We start from the raw sequence: 26,178 nt of genomic DNA on the forward strand, positions 1-26,178 counted from the left end.
AAAAGGCGCGGCTTTCTCCCGCCGTGTCCGTCGAGAGATCAGTCGAAAACGGTGAACGAGGAGCTACCGCAGGGACAGCCGTCGGCGCTCCCGATCGGTCGTACCTCGTCCGAGACGAGCCAGACCGCCAACGCCCTGCCACAACTCTCACAACGCGCCGCACCCTTCCGCCGTGGCTGTGCTGTCATCGCCCGAGTTACGCCACCGGATCGTATAAGCGGAGTGTGAGTTCGTGCAAAGTGGGCGGGGACGTACTCCGACCGTAACAACAGTCCAGAGCGAACCCGTCCTCGGGGGCCAACTGCGAGTCAGTAGCCGAGCGCGCCTGGTTCGCGACGAGTGCGACGAACACCGGCACGAGCAACCCGGCGAGAACGCCGAAGGCCACTCCCCAGTCGAAGGGGTCGGCGAGGAGTCCGATCGGCTGCTCGTCACCGATCACGGTCGCTGAGGTACCGCGTCCGGTAGCGGCCGCCTCGAGAGTTCGGAGCCCCTATCGCCCCGTCACGCGCGACGGTCACGTCGATCGGTCGGCCGAACCGGACAGACACTTCCGCTCTCGCGTTCACGAACGGGTATGCAGCCACACGTCAGAATCGTCAGCACCGGCGGAACGATCGCGAGCACCTCGAGCGAGGACGACGCCGGAAAGACGCCCTCGGTATCCGGCGACGACCTGGTCGATGCCGTCCCGGAGATCGCCGACCACGCCGAGATCGACGTCGACGACGTCTGTCAGGTTTCGGGATTCCAGATGACCTTCGAGAACGCGGGGGAGATCGTCGATGCGGTCGAACGCGCCGCGAGCGAGGGCGCCGTCGGCGTCGTCGTCACCCACGGTACCGATACGATGGCCGAGTCCGCCTACTACACCGACGTGGTCGTCGACGCCGAAATCCCGGTCGTCTTTACGGGCGCACAGCGACCGTTCGACCAGTTGGGCACGGACGGACCGACGAATCTGCTGACGGCCGTTCGAGCCGCGGCACACGACCGGGTCCGGGAAGCGGGCGGAAGCTATCTCGCGTTCAACGACAGCGTCCACGCCGCTCGGTGGGTCGTCAAGGGCCACACGAGCAAACTCGAGACCTTCGACTCGCCCAGCGCGGGCCCGATCGCGGAACGCACGCCGAACGGGGTTCGGTTCCTGCGGGAACCGGGTCGCTACTCGGCACCCATGCCGGGCGCGCGCGTCGATCCCGAGGTTCGCGTCGAACTCGTCACGAACGCGATGGGCGTCGGCGGCGGACAGATCGAGTGTGCACTCGAGTCGGACGCGGGCGTCGATGCGATCGTCGTCGCGGGAACCGGACTCGGAAACGCGACCGGCGAACTCGGCGCGGCGCTCGAGCGGGCGATCGACCGCGGCGTGCCCGTCGTGCTCACCTCGCGCTGTTATGCCGGGACGACGGCCGGACTGTACGGCGGCCCCGGCGGCGCGAAGACGCTGCTCGAGGCGGGCGCGATCAGGGGCGGCGACCTCCCCGCCTGGAAGGCCAGAGTCAGAACCGCACTGGCGGTGTCGGCGGCCGGCGACGAGACACCGAACGCGACCGAACGAGTTCGGGACGCGTTCGAAGACGTCGATTCAGTCGTGTGATTTGGCCGGTCCGTAGGCGTTCACACCGCGTTTCGACAGGTCACCATCGACCCGACGATCCGTCTCCGCCGTCGAGCGCATCGCTTTTGCAGCCGCCGACGAATACTGGCGTATGGATCTCACACGCCGTCCTCGGCGGCTTCGCCAGGACCGGGTTCGCGGGCTCGTCAGCGAGACGAGCCTCGATCCCTCCGACCTCATCGCCCCGATCTTCGTCGACGCGACGACCGACAGCCGACTCCCCATCGAGTCGATGCCCGGTCACGATCGCGTCCCGGTCGAGGAGAGCGTCGCCCGCGTCGAGGAGGTGCTCGAGACCGGCGTCGAAGCCGTCATGCTCTTCGGGATTCCGGAGTCGAAAGACGCCGAGGGAACCCGCGCCTGGGCCGACGACGGCGTGATTCAGGAGGCGACGCGGCGGATCACCGCCGAAACCGACGCGTACGTCATCACCGACGTCTGTCTCTGCGAGTACACGGACCACGGCCACTGCGGCCCGCTCGAGGAGGAACTCCGCAGCGAGGGCCACGGCGAGCGCTGCGCACACGACCACGGCGCCACGCTGACGGTCGATAACGACGCGACGCTCGAGTCGCTCGACCGGATCGCCGTCTCCCACGCGGCGGCGGGGGCGGACATGATCGCGCCGAGCGGGATGATGGACGGCATGGTCGCCGCCATCCGCGAGGGACTGGACCGCGAGGGGTACAAGCACGTGCCGATCATGAGCTACGCCGCGAAGTACGAGAGCGCGTTCTACGGCCCGTTCCGGGACGCCGCCGACGGCGCACCCTCCTTCGGCAACCGCCGGCACTATCAGATGGATCCCGCGAACGCGCGCGAGGCCATGCGCGAGGTTCGCCTCGATGTCGAGCAGGGCGCGGACGTTCTGATGGTCAAACCCGCGCTGCCGTATCTGGACATCGTCTCGGACATCCGCCGGGAGTTCGACCATCCCGTCGCCGCCTACAACGTCTCCGGCGAGTACGCCATGCTCCACGCCGCCGCCGAGAAGGGCTGGCTGGATCTCGAGGAAGTCGCGCTCGAGTCGCTGCTGTCGATCAAACGTGCGGGAGCGGATCTGATTCTGACGTACTTCGCGGAAGACGTCGCCGAAGGGCTGTCGAAGAATCGGTAACGACTGTCGGTCGGCTCTCGGTCTCTCGGAGCCCCGTACACGTCTCGAGAGTCCGGATCGGACCCGTTAACGGGATGAGGTGTCGGAAACGCGGATCGAGAGACGCCAGTCGTCGAGGCGATCACCGCTCGTTTCGGCCACCATTCTGACGAATGTCCAACCCGTCGAAATCCAGCCACGTGCGTGGCAACATCTGCCGCGCGTGAGTGGTATTCCCCCCGTTGGGACCGATAGTACGTCGAGACTGCGGAACTGACAGCGACCTCGAGTTTTTCACAGTGTACAAAGATCGAATATATAACCACGGCTCGGAAAAACCGCCAAATCGTATTGCCTTATACACATTAAACCACCTTTAGATCTGTTTGCTTGTCCCTATTACACCCGGATAAGTAGCCGAATATCAACGCTAACCCTTATATGCAGCTAGTCCATCCGCACCAGACGTGATTCAGAAGACAACCATGAGGCAGAACAGCTCGCACGTGGACATACGTCTACAAAAGTCAGGTAGTAAGGCGGAATCGATGGAGGTCCAAGCATGATCGAGGCAGTGCCGCTTCAGGAGACGGCCGATCTCGAGTCGATCGCGACGGGGATGAACCTGATGTGGGCGCTGACGGTGACGTTCCTGATCTTCTTCATGCACGCCGGGTTCGCGATGCTCGAGGCGGGCCAGGTCCGCTCGAAGAACGTCGCGAACCAGCTGACGAAGAACATGCTGACCTGGGCGGTCGGCATCTTCGTCTTCTTCATCATCGGGATGGGGCTCTCGAACAACGTCGGTGCAGCACTCGGTGGCGGCGAATCCAGCGAGTGGACGATGTTCGGACAGGAATCGTTTGACTGGGTGATGTGGCTGTTCAGCGCGGTGTTCGCGATGACCGCCGCGACGATCGTCTCCGGTGCAGTCGCAGGCCGCGCGAAACTCCGCGCGTACGTTACGTACACATTCCTGCTCGCTGCGGTCATCTATCCCGTGGTCGCAGCGATGGTCTGGTACGCCCCTGAAGGTACACCGATTCTCGCCGACCTCGGCTTCGCCGACTTCGCGGGCGGCATGGTCGTCCACGGCGTCGGCGGTGTCGCCGGGCTGACCGCCGCCTGGATCCTCGGCGCTCGCATGGACAAGTACAACGACGACGGCAGCGTCAACATCATCCCCGGTCACTCGATGACGTTCGCCGTACTGGGGACCCTGATCCTCTGTTTCGGCTGGTTCGGCTTCAACGTCGGAACGGCCGCGACGGTCATCAACCCCGAGACGTTCGAGCTTGCTGACTTCGACTACGTCGGGAGCATCGCGATGGTCACCGCACTCGGGATGGGCCTCGGCGCGCTCGGTGCGTCGTCCGTCTCCTTGCTCATGAACGGAAAAGTCGACACCCTGTACGTCGCGAACGGCATGCTCGCCGGTCTCGTCGGCGTCACCGGTCCGACGGACCTCATTACCCCGATGGGTGCGATCGCGATCGGCTTCCTCGCCGGCGCACAGCTCCCGATCGTCTTCAAGTTCGTCGACGAGAAGCTCAAGATCGACGACGTCTGTGCGGTCTTCCCGGTCCACGGGACCGCGGGGATGCTCGGCCTGATCATCTACCCGCTCTGGTCGCTCGAGGGCTCCGCCATCGGTGGCGGCGTCGTCGCCGGCGGCATCCTCTCGATCGAAGCGAGCGCATTCGCTCCCCAGATCATCGGCGTCGCGGTCATCACGATCTGGACGGTCGTGGCGACCGCAGCCGTCTGGGGCGCGTTCAAGGCGATCGGTCAGGCACGCGTCACGCCCGACCACGAACGCGACGGACTCGACCTCGCCGAGCACGGCGTCGACACCTACCCCGAGTTCGGTGGGCCTGACGTCGCAACCGACGGTGGTGAGCGATTCGGAGAATCGCGATCCTCGTCAGAGCTCCGCTCTGACGGCGGCGAAGATAAGATCATCCGTACGGACGGTGGCGAGCCAAACGACGGCGAGCTCAAGATGATCACCGCGATCATCCGCCCCGACCGCCTCGGTGCGGTCAAGAAGGCGCTCGCGGAAACCGGCGCGCCGTCGCTGACGGTCACGAACGTCTCCGGCCGCGGCTCTCAGCCCGCAAAGAAGGGCCAGTGGCGCGGCGAGGAGTACACGGTCGATCTCCACCAGAAGGTCAAGATCGAGTGCGTCGTCGCCGACATCCCCGCCGAAGAGGTCGTCGAGGCCATCGGCGAATCCGCCAACACCGGCGAGCCGGGCGACGGCAAAATCTTCGTGATGCCCGTCGACGACGCTTACCAGGTCCGAACCGGAAACACCGGACCGGACGCCGTCTGAAGAGGAGTACGCGGTCGTCAGAGACGCGAGCCAGCACGCGTTTCCGCGGGCACACTCGTGCTCGTGCGACCCACGACAACCGATGCGCTGGCACTCGACGCTCGCTCCGAACTGAGCGTTACTGATCGCCGACAGAGTTCGGCGACCGACACCAGTGTGTTCCGCTGTGGATTCGATCGTGTCATCTCACACTGGATCTGCCGTGCGTTCTCTTTGCGGTCGACTTCTTCCGAGTTCTGGAACCGCTGTAGTAACTAGCGAGACGTGCTGTGTGCGACAGCGTTTCCCTTGCTATCGGACGTTTAGGGTTCCAACGAGCCGCAAGCTTCGACGGTTCCAAACGGTCCGATACCGGCGTCTCGCGGACACGGCAACCGGTACGCGTCGGCCGTTTGCGGCGGGTCATTGGCGGTCGCAGCCGACCGTCGACGCTAACCCTTACGTGGGGATGGACCATCCGCTCTAGATGTGACTCTACAGACAGCTCGATCCAAGCAACGGCGTTGCATGGACAGCGACCCTGCAGCGGGCGACAGCGTAACGGCGAACGGAGGTGTCTCGAGGTGAGCGAACCCAACGACGGCGAACTCAAGATGATCACCGCGATCATTCGCCCCGACCGGCTCGGTGCGGCCAAGGAGGCGCTCGCCGAAGTCGGGGCCCCGTCGCTGACGGTCACGAACGTCTCCGGACGCGGCTCCCAGCCCGCGAAGAAAGGACAGTGGCGCGGCGAGGAGTACACGGTCGATCTCCACCAGAAGGTCAAAATCGAGTGCGTCGTCGCCGACATCCCCGCCGAAGCGGTCGTCGAAGCGATCGGCGAGGCTGCGAACACCGGCGAACCCGGCGACGGGAAGATTTTCGTCCTCCCGGTCGACGACGCCTACCAGGTCCGAACCGGAAACACCGGACCGGACGCCGTCTGAGAGGAGGTCTCGAGGCTACCACGTCTCTTTCGTGCGTCACCGAACGCTCAGATCGCCGCTGGCCGACCTGTTCTCCTGGGTCGATCCGCCTGGTCGACGACGTAGCCGCTCACCCCTCTCCGCTCGAACGACGCGATCGACGCCCGGCGAGTCGCACCAGCGCGCGGCGCTTGATCAGTGCGAATCCGACCGCGACGACGGCAAAGCCGGCGACCGTCGTCGGCTCGAGCGCCTCGTTCAGCGCGAGCCAGCCGACGAGCGCGGCGAAGACCGGAAGCAGGTAGCTGACGAGGTTGAGTTCGACCGACCCAATCCGATCGAGCAGGTCGAAGTACAGCAGATACCCAACGCCGCCGGCGACGGGGACGAGGTAGAGGAGCGCCAGCACGGCGGCGGGCGTCCACTCGACGGACTGCGGCTCTCCGAGCGAGAGGCTCACGGCGTGAAGGATCGGCGCACCGACGAGCATCATCCACCCCTGCAGGGACGCGACCGGGAGGTCGGTCCGGGTCCGCTGGGTGAGCACCGCGCCGAGTGCGAACGCGACGGCAGCGGCGAACACGAGCGCGACGCCGATCGATTCCGCCGTGTAGAGGTCCGACAAATCGGGGTTGGCAACGATCGCCGTCCCGACAAATCCGAGTCCGAGACCGATCGTCCCGACCACGCCGAGCGCCGTGCTCGGAAGCAACAGCCGCGAGAGTCCCGCGGTCAGAATCGGGACCGTCGCGACGACGACGGCGGCGACGGCGCTCGTGACGTGTTGCTGACCGGCGAACAACAGCGCGTGGTGGAGCGCGATCAATAGCGTCCCGCCGGCCAGAATTCCAGCCCACTCTCCGCCGCGAGGGCGAATACGATAGCCTCGAGCGGCGGCGTAGCCGAGGATCAACAGCGCCGTCGCGTCGAATCGAAGGGCGGCGAACAGGACGGGTGGGATGACCTCGACCCCGGCGCGAACGGCGGGGAAGGACGTTCCCCAGATCGCACCGACGAGCAGAAACGTAATCGCTGTTCGATGACGCATGAAACAGTATCCGACAACTCAGAGAACGGCGGTCTTAATCGTAGTGATCGACTCGAACCGGGCGGCTGCGAGGAGTGACCGACTCCGGTCGGTGGCACGGACGATCGGCCGGCGACCGAACCTCGGTACTACTTTCCCGTCCCGTGGCCAAGGCTCGAATATGAACGACGACAACTCACGCGACCTGTACGACCGGGCCCTGTCGGTCATGCCCGGCGGGGTGAACTCGGCGGTTCGAGCGGCGATCGAACCCTATCCGTTCTTCGTCCGGAAGGGCGACGGCGGCCACGTCATCGACGCCGACGGCAACCGGTACGTCGACTGGGTGATGGGTCTCGGACCGCTCCTGTTGGGCCACGATCTGCCCGAGTCCGTTCAGGCGGGGATCCAGCAGAAAGCAAGCGAGGGGCCGATGTACGGGACGCCAACGGAAGTCGAGGTCGACCTCGCGGAGTTCGTCGTCCGCCACGTCCCGAGCGTCGAGAAGATCCGATTCGTGAATTCGGGAACCGAAGCGACGACGTCGGCCGTGCGACTCGCTCGCGGCTACACCGGCCGGAACAAGATCGTCGTCATGCAGGGCGGCTACCACGGCGCCCAGGAGTCGACGCTGGTCGAGGGCGACGCCGAGAACCCCCGGCCCTCTTCGGCGGGCATCCCGCAGTCGTTCTCCGAACACACCCTCCCGGTGCCGTTCAACGACGAGGAGGCGATGCGAGACGTCTTCGACGAGCACGGCGACGATATCGCGGCCGTCCTCACGGAACCCATTCTGGCCAACTACGGCATTGTCTACCCCGAAGAGGGCTACCACGAGTTCCTCCGCGAGATTACGGACGAACACGACTCCCTGTTGATCTTCGACGAAGTGATTACGGGCTTCCGCGTCGGCGGCCTAGGTTGTGCCCAGAGCGAGTTCGGCGTTACGCCGGACCTGACGACGTTCGGCAAGATCATCGGCGGCGGCTTCCCCGTCGGCGCTATCGGCGGCCGCGCCGAGATCATCGAACACTTCGCCCCGTCGGGCGACGTCTTCCAGGCCGGCACCTTCTCCGGCCACCCGGTGACGATGGCCGCCGGCCTCGAGACGCTCCAGTTTGCCGCCGAGAACGACGTCTACGACCACGTCGACGGCCTCGGCGAACAGCTCCGCAGCGGATTGACCGAGATCCTCGCCGATCAGGCCCCGAGCTATACGGTGACGGGCACCGCGAGTATGTTCAAGGTGATCTTCACGCGCGACGGGCCGGGGAAGGACTCGCTCGAGGAACAGTGCGGCGCGGGCTGTCGGCAGAACCCCACCTGTCCGCGCTACGACTACTGTCCGAAGAACGCAGCCGACGTCAAAAACGCCGAAACCGAGCGCTGGCGGCGGGTCTTCTGGGGGAAGATGAAGGCACAGAACGTCTTCCTCTCCCAGAATCAGTTCGAGTCCCAGTTCGTCAGCTACGGGCACACCGAAGCCGACGTCGAGGAGACCCTCGAGGCGTACAAGCAGGCGCTGTGAGCCGTCGAGTCGACGGCGAATCGACGGACAGTGACGGAGAATCGTCACAGAGATTACGGGATTCACCCCCGTGACGGTCGGTCACATACCAGCGTGATGATCGGCCACGCACCCGTCAGTAGCGGATCGCTCTCGAGATGAGAACGCACGTCGACGAGATCGACTGGGCGCGGTTCATCGAGCGACTGCTGTACCTGTTCCCGCCGGTGATCGGGGTCGGCCTGATCGGCGTAGTCCAAGAGACGGAACCCGGCGTTCCCGGGCTGCAGTACGGACTGCTTCTGGTCAGTAGCTTCGGCTACACATTTCTGACGCTCGGGCTCCTCGTGGCGATCTTCTTCGACGCGCGGCGGATCAGACGGCTGCCCCGGGCCAGCGGGAACTGGCATCCGAACCCGTGGCTTAACGCCGCCTTCGCGCTCGTTTCGGCACCGCTCGCGGGCGTCGTCTATCTCGCGCGTCGGCACAGACGGTTCGGCACGCGGTCAGGCTGGTCGGGTTGGTGGCTCGTCGTGGCGGTCTCGCTCGCGACGACGCTGTTCGGGATCGTCGCGGCGACGATCGCGATCATCCTGACGATTCCGGGACTGCTCGCGGCCGCGATCGCTCTCGCGGGGACGATCGCGTTCGGCGCGTTCCCGATCGCGATCCATCAGGACGCGGCCTACGTCTGCACCGACGGGGATTCGTGGCGACCGAACCCGGGGTTCTACCTCGGTATCGCGTTTCTCAGCCTGTTTATCCCGCCGTTGCAGCCCCTCGTCGCGGGCTACTATCTCACCCGACGACGGCGAGAGATGGAGCTGTCGTGAGAAACGACGACGGACACTCGGAAGAAACGAGCCGACACGATTCATTCACTCCATCACGAGCGATCGATCCGTCTGGCGCTCGAGCGCCACGCTGGCCTGATCGTCCGACAGGGCCGGAAGCTCGATCGTAAACACGCTCCCATCGTGACCCGTCTCGGTCAACTCGACTGACCCGCCGTAGCGAGTCGTTAGCTGGGAGACCAGATAGAGCCCCAGTCCGTGCGTACTGCCGTGACTCTCGGCGCGCTCGAACAGCGTCTCCCGTTCCGAGTCGGGGATGCCGGGACCGTTGTCCGCGATTTCGATACTGACGGTTTCGGGCGTTGCGTCGACCGCGACCGCCACGGACGGCGTCTCCGCATCGTTGTGTTCGACGGCGTTCGAGAGGAGGTTCGCGAAGATACGCGCGAGCAAGTCGTCGGCCTGGACGAACACGCGCTCCGGGATCGAGGTTTCGACGTCGACCGACTCCCACCGATGGTCGAGCTTGCGGATTTCGTCCGCCAGTACCCGAGAGACGTTTACGGGCTCGAGTTGACGCCCACCTTCGGTCGCCGCTATCAGCACGCGGACGTCGTCGATCACCGTCGACAGCTCCTCGGACTCGTCGATCACGATCCGCGCCCACTCTCGCTGTTGCCCGGTCAGCCCCGTGGCCTCGGTCTCGAGCAGCGACGCGTAGCCGTTGATGACCGTCGACGTGTTCAACACCTCGTGTCGGAGGATGCTGTTGAGGTAGTCGAGATACTCCCGCTGGTCCTCGAGGTACGCCGCCTGAAGCGAGGCCCGTTCGGCGGCCAGGGCGCGCTCGATGGCGCGGCCTTCGAGACAGCCGATCAGTAAGCCGACGCTGGCGCCGAGGACGACGGCCCACCGAATCCACGGACCGATCACTAGCCACGAGTCGTACGGTATCGCGACGATCAGTGCGAGATTGATCGCGAGGAAGACGACGGTCCCCGTGAGACCCCAGCCGACGACCCGCAGATACCGATCCGGCGAGAGATCCGACGATCGGAGCCAGTAGCCGCCGAACACGATCCCGGCGAGAAACGGGATCGTGGTGACGACGCCGACCAGAAACCCGCCGTCGAAGACGATCGGCGAGCCGATCGCAAAAAGGAACGCGACTTCGCCGAGTAGCGCGAGCGTCAACAGCGCGCCGAAGCCGACCACGTACTGCGGGATCCGGTCGCGGTCGACGAAGTTGCCGTTCGCGGCCCAATGCATAGTCGTTCTACACGTGCCCACGTTTGTTAGCCGTTCCGGCGGTCGGGTTCGCTCGGATCGAGCGCGCGCAGTCGATTGCAGGCTGTGGAATTTTACCACAGATCCTGATAGGGGCACTCCGATGAGCCACATCGACGACACCGGCGACGAGGGCAGATCGATCGAGGTCGGGGCCGTCAGCCGACTGTTCGACGACACGACGTTCCCGCTGACGACGGACGAGGTGCTGGCGGAGTTCGCCGACGTCGAGATTAGGTACCCCCACCAGTCGGATACGCTGGAGGCGATCCTCGAGACCTCCGGCCACGAGACCTACGAGAGCCGGAACGAACTCGAGTTGGCGATTCTGAACGGCGTCCGACGCGACGCCGTCGGTCGGCCGCGCTACAGCGACCGCGGGGACAGCCCCCACGACACCGACGAGCAGACCCGGATGCAACAGTCGTTCTAAAAGACGTTTGTCGACACACCACGCATCATGAGCACCGCAACGACGACCCCGCGTGACGCACTCACGGCTCAGTTAGAGCGGCTGTACTACATCGAGCGAACGTTACAGTCCGCGCTCCGAACCCTCTCGACCGACGTCTCGATCGACTCGCTCGACGACCTGCGCGCGCTGGAGTGTCGCGAGCAGCTCCAGTACGTGATCGACGACCACCGCGAGGAGAGCAAACACCACCTCGAGCGGATCGAACGGGCCTTCGACGCGCTCGGCGTCGCTCCCGATACCCGCCGCGTCCCCGAACTCGACGGCCTGATCGCCGACAAGGAGGCGTTCAACAACGTCGTGCTGAACGACGCGATTCGGCCGCTGTACTACATTCAGACGGTCCTGCAACTCGAGGCGATCGAGTGTACGGCCTACGAGACGACGATGGCGCTGGCGACCGAACTCGAGGCCAGCGACGCGTCGGAGACGTCTCGAACTGGCGACGAAACCACCGACGGCGAAGCGACAGATGACGTCGCCGAGGTCGTCGAGACACTGCAGGACAGCTACGACGACGAACGACAGGTGCGGACCGAGATCGAGTCGCTGCTCGACGGCGAAGCCGTGGAAACGCTGCTCGACGCACATCCAGTGGACGCGGCCTCGCGAGAATCGCTCGGCCGCTCCCGGTGAGAACAACCGTGATCAGAGATACCAACCCATGAACATCGAAACGCTCGAGGATCTGTTCGGCTATCAGCTCCAGCGCGCGTACTACGTCGAACGGACGCAGGTCGAACTGCTGGCCGAAATGGTGTCGAACACGTCGGACGACGACCTCACGGACCGGCTCGCGACCCACCGCGAGCAGACCGAAGACCACGTCGTCCGGCTCGAGGGTCTCTTCGAGGCGCTTGGCCGACAGCCACACGCGAGTCGAACGCGAACCGCCGACGGAGTGGCGGAATCGTGGCGACAGCACGAGGAGTCACCGGAGTCCGTTCCGACCGTCCTCGAGATCGCCCTCGTGTCGGAGCGACTCGAGATCAGGGCCTACGAGTCGCTGCTCACCCTCGCCGGACGCCTCGCCTACGACGAGGACGTCGTCGAGCCGCTCGAGGCGACTCTCGCGGAGGAGCGAGCCACCCTCGGCGCGCTCGAAGCGCTCGAAACCGAACGTTCGGCACTGGAACCGATCGCCACCGACGAGACGTAGCGACGGCGGGCAGTAGCTGACAGTCGAGACGGCTCGCGGACCGAGTCGATAGCTCGACGTCCCGGCTGGGAGAAACGGCAGGCGGCTGCAGGCACCGTCACTTCAACGAAACGCGTGCAACTATCTCGAAACCCGACGGTAGCGACGCCGGCCACGACGCCAGAATGGTGCAACTAATCCGCGACGAGAGCAGCCGCTGAGACACCGTGATTGCCGACCAGTTTCCATCTCGAGTATGAATACGAGCATCGAAGTCGAGTACTGGGTGACCGACACCGACGGCGAACTCACGTCTCCAGGCGCACTGGCGGAAACCTCCGACCAGACCGAACGGGAGTTCGTCGAGCCGCTGTTCGAGCTGAAAACGCCCCCCTGTGAGACGGTCGACGAACTCCAGCGGACGTTCGTCGAGGAACTCGACGACGTCCTCTCGAGAGCACGACGAGTCGACAAACGGCTCGTTCCGCTGGGGACGCCGATCAACAGCGACGAGATCGAGCGACGCCCCGACGAACGCGGCCGGATCCAGAAGGAAGTCGTCGGCGAGAACTTCGACTACGCGAAGTACTGCGCCGGCACGCACATCCACGTCGAGAAGCGAAACGTCACCGACCAGCTCAACGCGCTCATCGCGCTGGACGCCGCGCTCGCGCTGGTCAACTCCTCGCCGTACTTCCAGGGCGAACGGATCGCCAGCAGCGCCCGCGCCTACTGCTACCGGAAGAAGAGCTACGAGGAGTTCCCCAAACACGGCCAGCTCTGGCACTACGTCGAGACCGTCGGCGAGTGGCACCGCCGCCTCGAGCGTCGCTACGACGAGTTCAAGCAGGCCGCCCTCGAGGAAGGGATCGACGAACGCGCCGTCGAGGAACACTTCTCGCCGGACGACGTGGTCTGGACGCCGGTTCGCCTGCGGGAGGCGATGCCGACGGTCGAGTGGCGCTCGCCGGACGCCGCGCTGCCGAGTCAGCTCCTTCGACTGACCGACGAACTCCGGTCCGTGATGGAACAACTCCACCACACGACCGTCGAGATCGAACGCGACAGCGACCCCAGAAACACGGGTCACGTCACGAACGACGGCATCAGCCTTCCCGAGTTCGACACCGCCTGCGATCTCGCCGAAGCCGCCATGCACGACGGGCTCGACTCGACCGAGGTCACGAGATATCTCGATCGCATGGGCTTTTCCGTCGACGACTACCACCCTATCTCGACGCGGATCGACGGCCGGCAGTTCGTCCCCAAGAGTGACGCTCGCGACCTGCGATTAGAGTACGCGAGTCTGCTCGAGGAGGACGTCAACCGCCTCGTACAGTCGCTCGAGGTGTGACGAGACAGGAGTAGGATTTTGCTGTGTGGATGGTTGTGAACGTTGTGATCAGTACAGGCCGAGACGTTAGCTGCGGTCGGAGTACAAGCGCTGCACCCGCGAGCGACCAACGGGAGCGAGCGGCCTTTTTAGCGTAGATTTTTGCGCCGAGAGGTTCCGAACGAAGTGAGGAATCCCGAGGCGGAAAAAGGTACGTATGCATATAGCGTGTACGAACTGGGAACGGTGACTGGTCCTCGATTCGAACCGTAGTCGAGTTACCAACGACTGAGTAGCAATCACTTCGAGCGGGAGAGAAACGTCAGATGAACCCGAAGATAAACGCCATCCCCATCCCGATCAGCACGACGGCCGTAATCGTCGGCAGGTAGGGCGTGTACCGCTCGATCCGCTTGCGGTGGTGTTCGTATCCCGCGATCAACAGCAGCGTCGGCATAATGATCGCGACGATGACCGCCAGCGAGTAGATCAGCATCAACTCGAGGCAGAGCCCCGTTCCGGCGCCGCTACAGATCGCCAGAATCTGAATCGGCTCCTCGTGGGCGAAGCCGAGCACGAGCGCTGTCGTCCCGAGCGCGAACAGTCCGCGCTCGGCGTGTTCCTCCGTGAGGTGCTGGTGACCGCCGCCGCCCGGGAGGGCGCTTCGGATGCGCTCGAGGAGGCTCCGGTCGTCGCCGTGATCGTGGTGGTCATGGCCGTCGTGTGCGTGACCGCCGTGATCGTGGTCGACATCGTGTGCGTGCCCGTGACCCGAGTTCGCTTCGCTGCCGCCGTCGGTGTGGTGGCTGTGCCCGTCGTGGCTGTGATCGTGTCCGTCGTGTGAGTGCTCGTGCCCATCGTGGCTGTGATCGTGATCGTCCAATCCGTGCCCGCCGTGGCGGTACTCGTGAATGCCGAGCAGGATCAACAGGGCCCCGGCGACGACGCCGAGCCACGGGCCGTCCGCGAAGTCGGCAAAGGAACTGAACCAGAAATAGGCCAGCACGAGGACGACGCTACTGACGAGGTGACCGACCCCGAGGATCAGCGCCGCGAGGAAGCCGTAGAGCCAGCGACGCTGTTTGTTGAGCGCGTACGTCGCCGCGATCGGCCACCCGTGGTCCGGCAACACCCCGTGAATGAACCCGATCGCGATGACGCCGAGAACGACTCCGATCTCCATATCCAAACCCCATCGCCTGCGGGGTTTACAGGTTGTTATGACCCGAATCGGTCCATCGTAATACGACTGCTAATCGTTGGTAAGACGGGGCAGGAAGATGCTAGAAACGCCACGAATCGCAGCGGAGAGTTGTGAACTCAGTTACCGTCGTCGTACTCGTACTCCTCCTCCGGATCCTCGACGCCCTCAGTGCGGGAGCCGACCCACGCGCCGAGTGACAGTCCGTAGACGAGGTGGCCAGCGTGGAACAGCGCGAGTTCGTCGGCGTCGAGCCGAATGTCCAGTACTTCCTTCAGCATGATCTGCGAGCCGAACGCGGAGAGGGCCATCCCGTAGATCGAGCCCCAGACGAGGCCGCGCTGTTCGGGTTCGATCGAGCGTTCGGCGTCCTGCAACGCGAACAGTCCCCCGAAAAGGGCCCCCGCCTGAATGCCGTAGACGAAGTGCAAGAGCAGTCCGGCGACCGGGTGGTCCTCCGGATCGCCGCCGGAGACGTACTGCGAGTAGAAGTTCGCCGACGGCGGCAGCGACCGCAGGATCGGCAGCCGAAAGGCCGTCATAATGATCGTCGCAACGAACCCCGCCTGCAGGCCGCGAATCGCCGCGTAGGCGGCGTGCTCCGCTCGCGACTGCTCGGCCATCGCTCTGGGGCCCTCCTTGGACTCGCTCGTCGACCGCAACCGTCGTAATCGATTGGATAGCGACATAGTGTTCTCGGGCCGCCTTCTACCACGAACGGTGACTTAACAGTCCGGCGTGCAGTGTACGGGTCGCTCGAGACGATCCGACCAAAACGTGTTTACCGTTCGAACTGTTCAGATATCGCAATAATGCCCTCACTCAGCGGCCGGTCATACGTTGACGGGCCATCGATGGCGGCCGGCGTCTACGTCGGTCTCCTCGGATACCTCGCCGGAACGATCGCGGGTGTCGGCGGAACCGGGCTCTCCGTCGGCTTCTGGCTCCTCGCGGTAGCCGTCGCGCTCGCACTCGGCGGCCGTCCAGAGCTGTGGGTCGCGTTCGGGCGTCGTCGACTGCTCGCGGTGCCGGTGTTCGCCGCGATGGTTCCGGGAATCGGACTGATACTCGTCGACGAGACCGTCGGCACCGTCGACGTCTCGCTGTCCGTGCTGTTCCCGCTGATCGGACTGATGGCGGTCGGGCTCGCGCTCTGGATCCTCGGAAACAGGGTCTACGCGGATCGAGCCGCGGGGGACGTCCGCGCACGCTGGACCGCGAATCGGGACCCGCAGCGGCGACGGTGGATGCACGTCGGGACGGTCGCACTCGCGCTCGGGGGCGTCGGCGCGTTCGCCGCGATGCTGTACGGTCTCCCCTCGTTTTTCCTGAGTGGCGCCGTCGCGGGGATCGTCATCCTGCAGATCAGCGTCCGTCGACACCGAACGTACGAGGCCTGCGAGCACGGCCTGCGATACATCGAGTCGGGCACCGTGGCCACCTCCTTTCGTCCCTGGGATCGGTTCGACGGCTACCGCGAGACCGACGGGGCGGTCGTCCTCGAGCGCCGCTGGCGACTCGACGAACGAATGGCCGCCGACGAGGTCCCCGCGGACGCCCGCGAAGCGATGCGAACGGCCGTCGATTGGTCCGGATCATCGTGAGGACGTCGAGACTGGCACCGCCTGCAGCCGACGACGCAGTGCGAACGACGTTCCGCAGCGAGAATACCGCGTGAATCGGGACGTCCGACAGAGTATTAGTGCCGGGTCGAGCAACACGACGTATGAATTTCGGCGTCCTCAGTACGGCGGGTATCGCACGGAAGGCGTTTCTTCCGGCCGTCGAAGCCACCGACCACGACGTGACCGCCATCGCCTCTCGGGACCTCGAGTCGGCGCGGGCGCTCGCGGACGAGTACGCGATCGACGACTGCTACGAGGGGTACGCGGCCCTGCTCGAGGGCGCGGACGTCGACGCGGTGTACGTTCCGCTGCCCAACGCCCTGCACGCCGAGTGGACGAAGCGGGCGGCCGACGCCCGCATCGACGTCCTCTGTGAGAAGCCGCTGGCGGTCGACGCCGACGAGGCGCGCGAGGTCGTCGACCACTGCGCCGACCGCGACGTGACGCTGATGGAGGGGTTCATGTACCGGTACCATCCGCGGACCGAGCGGGCGATCGAACTGGCGCGCGACGAGCTCGAGGACGTCCGCTCCGTGACGGCCGCGTTCAAGTTCCCGCTGTTCGGCCGCCCGGACGATATCCGACTGTCAGAACCGCTCGTCGGCGGGAGCCTGATGGACGTCGGCTGTTACCCCGTTTCGGTCGTCCGCCAGTTCCTCGGTGAACCCGAACGAGCGTACGCCCACACGCACGACTCGCGCGGAGCCGGCGTCGACACGGAACTGGCCGGAATTCTGGAGTACGACGACGGGGCGTCCGCGCGCGTCGCTTCCGGCTTCGACACGCAGGCGGTCCAGCGCTACCGCGTCGAGGCCGCGAACGGCTGGATCGAGGTCGAAAACGCCTTCAATCCGCCGAACGGCGAGCCCCTGGAGCTGGAGTACCGAATCGACGGGCGCCACGGCGTCGAGACGTTCGAGCCGGTCGATCAGTACCGACTAGAGGTCGAGGCGTTCGTCTCGAGCGTCGAGGAAGGACGAGCGCCCCGAACCGACGGTGAGGGAGCGGTCGCGAACATGCGAGTGATCGACGCACTCCTCGAGAGCGGCGAGTCCGGACGGCCCGTCGAGTGCTGAGCGCGAGACCGATCGACGGGAGTGTTATTGTACGCGGTATCGATACGGAATCGCAATGGTCTACCTCTACGCCGAACACGTGATCGAGGACTACGAGACGTGGGAAACGCACCACGAAGCCAACGCCGAGACCCGCGCGGCCCACGGATCCCTCGGGACGCAAGTCTTCCGAAAACAGGCCGATCCAACGACGCTGATCGTCATCCAGGAGATCGAGGATGACCGACTCGAGGAGGCGCTCGCGTACTTCGAGTCGGCCGAGTTTCAGGCGGTGCTCGACGACGCCGGCGTCGTCGACGTCCCGGAGTCCGGACTTCTCGATCGGGTTCACGAGCAGGACGTCTGAGAGACGTTGCCGTTTCGACGCCGCGACGACAACGTGCTTTTGCCCGTCCAGTGCGAACCACGGGCCATGACAACGGTCGAGGCGAAACTCGAGGCCGCCCGCGAGGACCTCGCGGATCGGGACGGGGTACTCGTCGCCTTCTCCGGCGGAGTCGACTCGAGCGTGGTGGCCGCACTCGCCCACGACGCCCTCGGCGAGAGCGCGGTCGCCTGTACCGCCCGCAGCGAGACGCTGCCCGAGGCCGAACTCGAGGACGCCAGACGGGTCGCCGAGGAGATCGGCATCCGTCACGAGATCGTCGCCTTCTCCGAACTCGAGAGCGACGCGTTCGTCGAGAACGACGACGATCGCTGCTATCACTGCCGGACGATGCGCCTGGGCGAGATGCTCGAGACGGCCCGCGAGTTCGACATCGAGACCGTCTGCGACGGCACCAATGCGGACGATCCCGGCGCGGGCCACCGGCCCGGACTCCAAGCGGTCGACGAACTCGAGGTCCACTCGCCGCTGCTGGCACACGACATCTCGAAAGGGGAGGTGCGCGCGATCGCCGAGCGGTACGGGCTGTCGGTCGCGGACAAACCTTCGATGGCCTGTCTCTCCTCGCGTATTCCCACGGGGCTCGAGGTCACCGAGGAGCGACTCACTCGCGTCGAGCGCGCCGAAGCGCTGCTCCGCCAGTGGGGCTTCGACCAGTTCCGCGTCCGTGACCACGACGGCCTCGCGCGTATCGAGGTCGCTCCCGACGAACTCGAGCGGGCGCTCCAGGTGGAGTTCGTCGAAACGGTCCGCGACGAACTCGAGGGGCTCGGGTTCGACCACGTGACGCTGGATCTCCACGGCTACCGAACCGGGAGCGTGAGTCCGGCGACCGACACCGCCGACAGCGAGGGCGAATCCGCGACGGACGAGCCGCTCGTCGACGACGTCTTCGCCGCGGAGTCACAAACGGACGATTGACCGGCCCTCGAGCCACCGATTTCTCACCCGCATATCTGTCCGCACTCGAGAGCGTTCGGCCCCGATTCCGTCACCGATCTCGGTCGGGATTTCGACATCGTACGGAATGGCGCGGCTTCGTCCAACACTCCTCCAGAATATAACCGTCTTCTCCGTGAAGAACCTATCAGTAGTGGAGTTTTTCCACTAACGTCCGGGAATATTGCGCATTTCGATACGGACGTAGCACTAGAATGGGTACCATTGGATGATGGACGCAGACGTGCCGCTCGAGTGGAACACGGAAGAGTGTCGGACGTACACCCCGGCCGACACCGACCGGGAAATGCAGTATCGGACCTATCGCCACGAATCCGGTGACCTGCGGCTGAAGGTCGCGCCGGCCTCGCTCGACGGCGAGGACCACCCTGGCTACGCCCTGACCGCGACGACCTACCCCGGTCTCGATCTCTCCGAGACGATCCGTGTCCGAACCGTACTCACCTTCAACCGCTGCGATCGGATCGCAGCCCAATTTATGGACCTCTTTTCGGCGAGCTACGACGGCCCGGGCTCGCTCGAGGACGCCCTCGAGTACGCCTACCAGCGGACGCGCGAGCACCGGTAACGAACGAGCGCGGTTCGGTCGCGCTTCGTTTCTACCCGCCTCGATCGGGGGATGAGCCGTCTCGCGGCGAGAGCGATCAGTCACCGTCGCTATCGGTGAGAAGCGACCGCGTGTCGGTGTACCAATATACCGAATACCGTGCGAATATTACTCGTTAACGATTGATGGTTGCTGGTTCGGAAAGTAAATTTGCGAAAATGTAAATAGCTCCGGCGTCAAGAAGGTGTATGAGCACGAGAGACCCAGCCGAGCCGACGGTCGCCGAGCCAGCAGAACAGTCCGACGTCCCGGTCTACATGCCCGGAACCCCGACGCTCGGGTTCACGACCGCCCTCGAGCGACTCGTCAGCAAACTCTCGCGGTAAGCCGAGCCGACGTTGGCAGTTGCGAACCGGAGACGAGAACACCCAATTTTCAGCGGAGACGCTAACCGAACTACATAGCGACCGCCGTACCGACGTACTGAATCAGCGAGCAACAGCGGAAGAATCGCTGCACCAGAGCGACAGCGATAACGTGAGTCGGTCGAAGAAGGGGGCAGCTAGTCGTCGGACGGCGCGGCGGACCCCTCACCCATCGCGGCGGCCGCGGACTCGCTCTCCGCGAAGGGGTACCACGACTGCTTCGCGTCGTTCATGTACGGGGCCTCGAAGTCGGTCTCCTCGGGTTCACAGAACTCGACGAGCTGCTCCGTGCCGACCGCCTCGACCCACTGACGGAACGTCTGTCCGTCCTCGCGGTGGGCCGCGAACGCCTCGAGCAGGTTGCGGATCGCGCCGGGGGCCTCGTCAGCGGGGACGCGCTGTTGGATCCACTCGACGAACGACGGGTTCTCGCCGACGCCGCCACCGACGCCGATGTCGAACGCTTCGACCATCTCGCCGTCCTTCCGGGCGCGCATGCCCTGCAGACCGATGTCCGCGGTCATCGCTTGCCCGCAGTCGGCGGTACAGCCGGAGTAGTGCATCTTGATCTTGCCGACGTCATCGGGTAGTTCGACGTTCGTGTTGAACCAGCGCAGCATCCGGGCCATTCGGCCCTTGGTCTCGGTGAGCGCGATCGAACAGAACTCCGTCCCGGTACAGGCCATCGCCCCGCGTTCGAACGCGCTCGGCTCGGGCGGATACTCCTCCAGCAGCGGCTCCGCCAGCAGATCCTCGAGGTCGTCGTCGTGGACGTCGACGATAACGGGATTCTGACGGCGGGTGAGGCGGAGCTCGCCCGAACCGTACTCGTCGGCCAGGTCGGCGAGTCCGATCGCGTCTTCGGCGGGAAGACGACCAACGGGCACGCTTAACCCGACGTAGTTGAGTCCGTCCTGTTTCTGGTCGTAGACGCCGACGTGGTCGTGTTTGCCCTCGCGGGTGGGACGACCGGCGTTGTACGTGTACTCGTCGCGGAAGTCCTCGCCCGCGCGGTGCATCTCGAAGTCGACGTACTCCGCCTGCATCGTCTCGCGGATCTTCTCCATCCCCCAGTCCTCAGCGAAGAACCGACCGCGGTTCTTCGAGCGGTTCGTGCGACCGCCCTCGTCGTGGTAGAGTTCGACGAATGCGCGGCCGACCTCGTAGGCGTTCTCGGGACGGACGAAGACGTCGAGCGGCGTCGCGGCGCGAGGCTGGCGTCCGCCGAGGCCGCCCCCGATACGCACGTTGAAACCCCTGACTTCCTCGCCGTCGATCTCCTTGCGGGCAGGCTCGAACCCGATGTCGTTGAGCGAGTCCTGCGCGCAGCCGGATTTCGAGCCGGTCACGCTGATGTTGAACTTCCGGGGCATGTTCGCGAGCGCGTCGTCGCCGCGAAGCTCCTCCTCGAAGCGCTCGAGCAGGGGTCCGGACTCGACGTACTCCTCGACCTTCCCGTGAAGCGCCGATCCCGAAATGTTCCGCATCGTGTCGCCGCCCGACGAGCGCGAGTGGACGCCTTTCGATTCGAGCTTGTCCCAGATCTCGGGGACGTCCTCGAGTTTGAGCCAGTGGAGCTGGACGGACTGACGGGTCGTCAGATCGATCCAGCCGTTGCCGAACTCGGGGTTCGCGACGGGCCCGTTTGCGTAGTCGCGGGCCACCTCGCCGATGACGCGTAGTTGGCCCGGCTCGAGAATGCCGCTGGCGTTGGTAAGACGCATCATAAAGTACGATTCCTGGCCGCTGCGCTGGTGGAACAGCCCCCAGAACTTGAACCGGGTGAACCACGTCTCGCGCTCGTCTTCCGGAATCGCCTCGTAGCCGCCGTTTTCGGCGAACTCGAGGATGTGCTCACGCACCTCGTCGCCGTAACAGTCGGCCTTCTGTTCTTCTTTCTTGTGGACCATCAGACACTCACCTCATCTCCGAACGAACGAACCGGCACGGATTCTCCACTTTTCTCTCCAAACATGTCGCAAGTCACGTTTATGCATCACGTACCTAACGCACATAACCCTAATCGTTTACAAACATCTAATTAAGTCGGTGTTTTAGGATCAGACGACGAATGTACAATGGAATATATCCTGTACTAGGATGTATGTGAACAGCGGTCGAACGGTCTACAGTTCGGTAATTCGACGGGTGTCAGTGTGACTGGAGCGCGAAAATGGGAGCTTCCAGCGTCCGTAATCGAGAGCGAGTGGTGGCGAAACGCACAGCGGTTCGACGGTACAGAGATCGAAGCGGCTGACCGAAATAGCGCCCGTCGTCTCTCAGTCGTCGGCCGGGGTCGGCGAACGCGAGCGGACGGTCGACGACCGTGACTGGTAGAGCAGCCCGGCGATGGCGAGCGAGACGACTCCGAGCACGAGGTAGACGACGAACCCGGTCGCGTAGCCGCTCACGCCCCGAACGTCGACGAAGAGACCGAGGATCGGTGGGACGACGAAGCCGCCGAAGCCGCCGATCCCGCCGATGAGTCCGGAGGCGCCGCCGACCGCTTCGGGGACGTACTTCGGGAGCAGCTGGTAGATAGCGGCGCTGGCGATTCCCATTCCGGCACCGAGGAACACCGTCGCGGCGATCGCGAGGTACAGATCGCGAGTGACCACGAGCGCGAGGGTCGCGATCACCACGACGGCGAAACTGGCGATCGTCGTCTCTTCGCCGCCGAACCGGTCGCTGATCGCGCCGCCGGACGCACGAAAGAGCGGTGACGAGAGCGTAAACGCCAGTGCGGTGACGATGCCGGCCGTCTGGACGTCGAGTCCGTGGAGGTTGCTCCAGTAGGAGGGGTACCAGACGGTGAGCGCGAGGTAGCCGCCGAAGGAGACGAAGAACATCGCCGTGAGCAGCCACGAGCGGCGGATAGTCGCCGCCTCGCGGATCGATTCCATCGCGTCACCGCCCGGGAACAGCTCCTGGCCGTTTTCCTTGGCTCGCGCTTTCGCCGCCTCCTCATCGAAGCCACGTTTTCGAAACTGGAAGTACGGCGAGTCGACGGCGTAGATCACGAAGATCACCGTCCCGACGAGCAGGAAGAGGAACCACGCGGCGTACGTTCCCGTCAGGCCGAGATAGAGGAGGGCGAACGGGGCGACGATGGTGAACAGTCCCGGCGACGTGGTACCGAGTCCGGCGAAGATCGCGAGCATCGTTCCCCGGTGTCTCGAGCGGTACCAGTATGACGTGTCGGCGATCCCCACCGAGAACGCCGCGATCCCGCAGCCGGATAACGAGCCGAAAACGAAGATCAGCGGATAGTGGGTCATCGTCAGCCCGTCGGGGTAGGCCAGCACCAGAATCGTCAGGAGTCCGCCCATGCCGACGACGGAGAGACCGAGCAGGATAGCGAACGGTTTCTTCGCGCCGACGTCGTCGACCCACGCGCCGAACGGAATGCGGAGCAACGACCCGGTCAGCTGCGGTGCGGCGACGAGCAGTCCGAGGAGGAGCCCTGAGAGCCCCAGCACCTCCTCGAACTCGGCCGCGACGGGGCCGTAAACGACGACGCCGGCGAAGCCGACGAAGTAGCCGAACGTCAGGATCGAGACCGCGCGTCGGGGGCTGCCGCGGATGCCGGAGCCGTCGGCACCCGCGACGGTATCGCGCTCGCTCATCCGCCGACACTCGTCCAGAACTCCCTCTCGGTGTCGTGTGTCCGATCGTCGCCGTGGTCCCACCCTGCGCGGGACGCTGTCTGCTTACGGACCACCGTCGACCACCTCAGTTGAACAATCCACACCGAAGTCGGGGACGTGCTCTCCAAACATGTCCAAATTCACGTTTTCGGTTCATGAGAGTAACACCTATAACAGTATCCGTTTACAAACGGCCATTATTCGGAGTTTTCGACAGTAGATAGATCATATGCAAACAAATATGGTCAATATTAGGATGTAGATCCAACGCAAACGCGGATCAAGTAGGTGATTCCAAACAGTGAGAATTACTCACAACCGAGAGGCGATGGCCGGCTATCGGAGACGCTACTCGATAGAAAGGAGACGGGAGACGAGAAGAGACGACGCGCTCAGCACGTCCGTCACGCGCTGATTTCGGCGACGGCTCTGGCTTCGCGCTCGTGGGGTGTCTCGAGTCGCACCGCACACTGTTTGAAGTTGGGTTCTTTCGAGCGCGGATCGACGTCCGGCAGGGTGAGGTCGTTGACCGCGGGGTGGTGGATCGGGAGCCAGACGACGCCGTCGGGGATCGACTCGTCGGCCTCGACGCGAGCCGTGACCGAGGCTCGGCGGGAGACGACCTGCGTGTACTCGGCCGTCTCGTCGGCGCCGTCCGCATCCGCGGCCGGCTCTCGATCGACGAGTTCGTCCGCCAGCGCCGCGGCGGTCGCGGGGCTGACGCGCGCCGTCGGCGGTTCGTCTTCGCGGGTGCGGACGCCCGTATTGTACGCGTCCGGACGCCGCCCCGTCGTCAGCGTCAGCGGGAACTGCTCGTCGGTGGGCTCCGGAAGCGGCCGAGCCTCACCCGTCGAGAACTGCGCGCGGCCGGAGGGCGTCGGGAACGACCACGATTCGACGGCCTCGCCAGCACCGGTATCAGCATCGTCGGTCCCCTCGCTGTCATCGGCCAGCGGCCCCTCGTAGTAGCGATAGCCGGCCGAGACGTCAGGTTCGGGAGCGGGCCACCGAACCGCGACCTCGGCCTCGAGACGTTCGTAGCCGATTCCCGAGAGATCAGCGGGCGTCCCGGCGGTCAGCGCCGCTAACTCCTCGAACGTCGATTTCGGCTCGAGCGGTTCCTCGAACAGGTCGGGGACGAGTCGATCGGCGAGCTGGCCGATCAACTCGAGGTCGGTCTTGATTCCCGATGGCGTGTCCGTGGCGGCGCGCACGCGCGAGACGGTCCGTTCCATGTTGGTCGTCGTCCCCTCGGATTCCCCCCACGTCGCCGCCGGGAGAACGACGTCGGCGAGTTCGACCGTTTCGCTCCGGAACGCGTCCTGAACGACGAGGAAGGCGTCCTCGAGCTGGTCGCGGACCTGCGTCGTATCGGGCATGCCGGCGACGGGATTCGTCGCGACCGCGTACACGGCCGAGACGTCGTCGCCGATCGCGTCGACGATGCTGACCGGACCGGGGCCGGTATCGTCCGGGAGTCGCGAGACGGGGACGTTCCAGGTGTCCGCGACCTCCTTGCGGTGGTCGGGGTCGGTAAAGGGCCGCTGGCCGGGCCAGCTCCCCTTCGACGAGCAGACGCGGGTGCCCATCGAGTTCGCCTGCCCGGTCAACGAGAACGGACCGGAGCCGGGGCGGAGATTCCCCGTCGCCAGACAGAGGTCGATCAGCGCGCCCGAGGCCGCCGTCCCGTTGACGCTCTGGTTGATTCCCATCCCCCAGTAGACGAGGGTGGGGTCCTCGAGCGCGTCGGCGATCCGGTCGACGTCCGCGAGGGAGACGCCGGCGGCCTCGGCGGCCGTCTCGGCGTCGGGAAGCTGATCGCGCAGGTCGTCGAACCCCTCGGTGGCCTCGGCGACGAACGCCTCGTCGACGCGGTCGGTTTCGACGACGCGGGCGAGGACCGCACGGGCGAGGTCGAGGTCACCGCCGGGTTCGACGGGGACGTGGTGGTCGGCGACCTCGCTGGTCTCGCTTGCGACGGGGTCGACCAGGATCAGTTCGGAGTCGTCCGCGTCGGACGATTGGTTGATCCACCGGAACATGACCGGATGGGCGGCCGCGGGGTTCGCTCCCCAGACAAGGTGGGTCTCGGCGTCCGGAATGTCGTCGTACGTCGGCGGCGGTGCGTCGCTCCCGAAGGCGTCGTAGTAGGCCGTCACGGCCGACGCCATACAGAGCGTCGTGTTCGCGTCGTAGTACCGCGTACCGAACCCGCCGCGGGCGAGTTTGCCCAGGGCGTAGGCCGCTTCGTTGGTCTGCTGGCCGCTGCCGAGTACGGCGACGCTATCCGGGCCGTCCTCGAGTGCCGTATCGAGCCCCTCCGCGGCGCGCTCGAGGGCGGTCTCCCAGGTCGTCGGAACCAGTTCGCCGCCCCGTCGAACGAGCGGCCGAGTCAGCCATTCGCCGCCGGGGTCGACGGTCTCGCTGATACCGCGCTGGCAGGCAAGCCCGTTGTTGGTCGGATGGGCGGCGTCGCCGCGGACGACGTCGAGGCCGTACCCCTGTTCGACGGCTCGCTGAACGTGTCCGCAGCCGACCGCACAGCGCATGCACGTCGTCGGGACGAGCTCCGTCACGGACGACACCTCCCGACCGCGAACCGTGCGGTGTGCGATTTACAAACACACCCTGCAGCAAGAATTTGACTCAACATCATGCACTCGTTCACAGAAATAGAGAACGTATGCAACTACTAAACGGTGAGCGTTTACAAACTGTGCTTTCTGGAGTGATAAAGCGGTAATTCCAGCAATCTACGGATAGATAGGAGGAATATAAGGACGTGAAAGTATCGGAC

Annotated in this window: 24 protein-coding genes and 1 pseudogene; 16 read left to right on the plus strand and 9 right to left on the minus strand. The window is 64.9% G+C overall.

The window, feature by feature from the left end; all coding sequences use genetic code 11:
- Positions 1 to 38: 38 nt before the first annotated feature.
- Positions 39 to 188, minus strand: a complete 150-nt coding sequence (locus ACSFDB_RS17345; protein ID WP_440772162.1) for a hypothetical protein — start codon at positions 186 to 188, stop codon at positions 39 to 41.
- Between the two features lie 8 nt (positions 189 to 196).
- Entirely contained in the window at positions 197 to 442 is a 246-nt protein-coding gene (locus tag ACSFDB_RS17350) for a hypothetical protein (RefSeq protein WP_440772163.1), read from the minus strand.
- 135 nt (positions 443 to 577) lie between these two features.
- Here ACSFDB_RS17350 and ACSFDB_RS17355 point away from each other — a divergent pair, with 135 nt between their 5' ends.
- The 4 genes and pseudogenes from ACSFDB_RS17355 to glnK1 form a co-directional block, all read left to right on the plus strand.
- Entirely contained in the window at positions 578 to 1,600 is a 1,023-nt protein-coding gene (locus ACSFDB_RS17355; RefSeq protein ID WP_440772164.1) for an asparaginase, read from the plus strand.
- Between the two features lie 112 nt (positions 1,601 to 1,712).
- Positions 1,713 to 2,738, plus strand: coding sequence for a porphobilinogen synthase (gene hemB / locus ACSFDB_RS17360; protein ID WP_440772165.1), 1,026 nt, complete (start codon positions 1,713 to 1,715; stop codon positions 2,736 to 2,738).
- Between the two features lie 541 nt (positions 2,739 to 3,279).
- Positions 3,280 to 5,052: an ammonium transporter gene (locus ACSFDB_RS17365; protein ID WP_440772166.1), complete on the plus strand. Its 1,773-nt coding sequence runs from the start codon at positions 3,280 to 3,282 to the stop codon at positions 5,050 to 5,052.
- A 569-nt stretch (positions 5,053 to 5,621) separates the two neighbouring features.
- Positions 5,622 to 5,978, plus strand: a pseudogene (gene glnK1 / locus ACSFDB_RS17370) (nitrogen regulatory protein GlnK1); the annotation flags it as partial.
- 109 nt (positions 5,979 to 6,087) lie between these two features.
- Here the strand turns inward: glnK1 and ACSFDB_RS17375 are convergent.
- Positions 6,088 to 7,005 carry a DMT family transporter gene (locus tag ACSFDB_RS17375; protein WP_440772167.1) on the minus strand — a complete coding sequence of 306 codons (918 nt, stop codon included), beginning with the start codon at positions 7,003 to 7,005 and terminating at the stop codon, positions 6,088 to 6,090.
- A 160-nt stretch (positions 7,006 to 7,165) separates the two neighbouring features.
- Between ACSFDB_RS17375 and hemL the strand changes: the two genes are divergently transcribed.
- Both hemL and ACSFDB_RS17385 read left to right on the plus strand, forming a co-directional pair.
- Complete coding sequence (hemL, locus tag ACSFDB_RS17380; RefSeq protein ID WP_440772168.1) at positions 7,166 to 8,512, plus strand: glutamate-1-semialdehyde 2,1-aminomutase; 1,347 nt, start codon at positions 7,166 to 7,168, stop codon at positions 8,510 to 8,512.
- A 137-nt stretch (positions 8,513 to 8,649) separates the two neighbouring features.
- Positions 8,650 to 9,324, plus strand: coding sequence for a hypothetical protein (locus ACSFDB_RS17385; RefSeq protein ID WP_440772169.1), 675 nt, complete (start codon positions 8,650 to 8,652; stop codon positions 9,322 to 9,324).
- A gap of 45 nt (positions 9,325 to 9,369) precedes the next feature.
- Here the strand turns inward: ACSFDB_RS17385 and ACSFDB_RS17390 are convergent, their stop codons facing one another.
- Complete coding sequence (locus tag ACSFDB_RS17390; protein WP_440772170.1) at positions 9,370 to 10,554, minus strand: ATP-binding protein; 1,185 nt, start codon at positions 10,552 to 10,554, stop codon at positions 9,370 to 9,372.
- A 121-nt stretch (positions 10,555 to 10,675) separates the two neighbouring features.
- On the opposite strand from ACSFDB_RS17390, the gene ACSFDB_RS17395 reads away from it, so the two are divergent.
- The 4 genes from ACSFDB_RS17395 (at position 10,676) to ACSFDB_RS17410 (ending at position 13,536) form a co-directional block, all read left to right on the plus strand.
- Entirely contained in the window at positions 10,676 to 11,005 is a 330-nt protein-coding gene (locus ACSFDB_RS17395; protein WP_440772171.1) for a DUF5789 family protein, read from the plus strand.
- Positions 11,006 to 11,032: 27 nt separating this feature from the next.
- A complete protein-coding gene (locus tag ACSFDB_RS17400) occupies positions 11,033 to 11,680 on the plus strand; it encodes a YciE/YciF ferroxidase family protein (protein WP_440772172.1) in 648 nt (215 codons plus the stop codon).
- 28 nt (positions 11,681 to 11,708) lie between these two features.
- Complete coding sequence (locus ACSFDB_RS17405; RefSeq protein ID WP_440772173.1) at positions 11,709 to 12,203, plus strand: YciE/YciF ferroxidase family protein; 495 nt, start codon at positions 11,709 to 11,711, stop codon at positions 12,201 to 12,203.
- Between the two features lie 235 nt (positions 12,204 to 12,438).
- Entirely contained in the window at positions 12,439 to 13,536 is a 1,098-nt protein-coding gene (locus ACSFDB_RS17410) for a glutamate-cysteine ligase family protein (protein ID WP_440772174.1), read from the plus strand.
- A 301-nt stretch (positions 13,537 to 13,837) separates the two neighbouring features.
- Here the strand turns inward: ACSFDB_RS17410 and ACSFDB_RS17415 are convergent, their stop codons facing one another.
- Positions 13,838 to 14,698 (minus strand): ABC transporter permease, encoded by an 861-nt coding sequence (locus tag ACSFDB_RS17415; protein ID WP_440772175.1) that lies wholly within the window; start codon positions 14,696 to 14,698, stop codon positions 13,838 to 13,840.
- 137 nt (positions 14,699 to 14,835) lie between these two features.
- A complete protein-coding gene (locus tag ACSFDB_RS17420; protein WP_440772176.1) occupies positions 14,836 to 15,405 on the minus strand; it encodes a DUF6789 family protein in 570 nt (189 codons plus the stop codon).
- 123 nt (positions 15,406 to 15,528) lie between these two features.
- On the opposite strand from ACSFDB_RS17420, the gene ACSFDB_RS17425 reads away from it, so the two are divergent.
- The 6 genes from ACSFDB_RS17425 (at position 15,529) to ACSFDB_RS17450 (ending at position 19,695) form a co-directional block, all read left to right on the plus strand.
- Positions 15,529 to 16,320 (plus strand): hypothetical protein, encoded by a 792-nt coding sequence (locus ACSFDB_RS17425; protein ID WP_440772177.1) that lies wholly within the window; start codon positions 15,529 to 15,531, stop codon positions 16,318 to 16,320.
- Positions 16,321 to 16,442: 122 nt separating this feature from the next.
- Complete coding sequence (locus ACSFDB_RS17430; protein WP_440772178.1) at positions 16,443 to 17,417, plus strand: Gfo/Idh/MocA family protein; 975 nt, start codon at positions 16,443 to 16,445, stop codon at positions 17,415 to 17,417.
- A 55-nt stretch (positions 17,418 to 17,472) separates the two neighbouring features.
- Entirely contained in the window at positions 17,473 to 17,763 is a 291-nt protein-coding gene (locus ACSFDB_RS17435; RefSeq protein WP_440772179.1) for a cyclase, read from the plus strand.
- Positions 17,764 to 17,829: 66 nt separating this feature from the next.
- Positions 17,830 to 18,723, plus strand: coding sequence for an ATP-dependent sacrificial sulfur transferase LarE (gene larE, locus ACSFDB_RS17440; RefSeq protein ID WP_440772180.1), 894 nt, complete (start codon positions 17,830 to 17,832; stop codon positions 18,721 to 18,723).
- A gap of 250 nt (positions 18,724 to 18,973) precedes the next feature.
- The gene (locus ACSFDB_RS17445) at positions 18,974 to 19,330 is read left to right on the plus strand and encodes a hypothetical protein (RefSeq protein ID WP_440772257.1); all 357 of its coding nucleotides are present in this window, start codon (positions 18,974 to 18,976) and stop codon (positions 19,328 to 19,330) included.
- A gap of 227 nt (positions 19,331 to 19,557) precedes the next feature.
- On the plus strand, positions 19,558 to 19,695 hold the full coding sequence (locus tag ACSFDB_RS17450; protein WP_440772181.1) for a hypothetical protein: 138 nt from the start codon (positions 19,558 to 19,560) through the stop codon (positions 19,693 to 19,695).
- Positions 19,696 to 19,871: 176 nt separating this feature from the next.
- Here the strand turns inward: ACSFDB_RS17450 and ACSFDB_RS17455 are convergent, their stop codons facing one another.
- From ACSFDB_RS17455 to nasA, 3 genes are all read right to left on the minus strand, one after another.
- Positions 19,872 to 21,644, minus strand: coding sequence for a nitrite/sulfite reductase (locus ACSFDB_RS17455; RefSeq protein WP_440772182.1), 1,773 nt, complete (start codon positions 21,642 to 21,644; stop codon positions 19,872 to 19,874).
- 369 nt (positions 21,645 to 22,013) lie between these two features.
- Positions 22,014 to 23,360, minus strand: coding sequence for an MFS transporter (locus tag ACSFDB_RS17460; protein WP_440772183.1), 1,347 nt, complete (start codon positions 23,358 to 23,360; stop codon positions 22,014 to 22,016).
- A 425-nt stretch (positions 23,361 to 23,785) separates the two neighbouring features.
- Positions 23,786 to 25,957: an assimilatory nitrate reductase NasA gene (nasA, locus tag ACSFDB_RS17465; RefSeq protein ID WP_440772184.1), complete on the minus strand. Its 2,172-nt coding sequence runs from the start codon at positions 25,955 to 25,957 to the stop codon at positions 23,786 to 23,788.
- Positions 25,958 to 26,178 lie beyond the last annotated feature (221 nt).

Source organism: Natronorubrum amylolyticum (genome assembly GCF_052040145.1).
Taxonomy (GTDB): Archaea; Halobacteriota; Halobacteria; order Halobacteriales; family Natrialbaceae; genus Natronorubrum.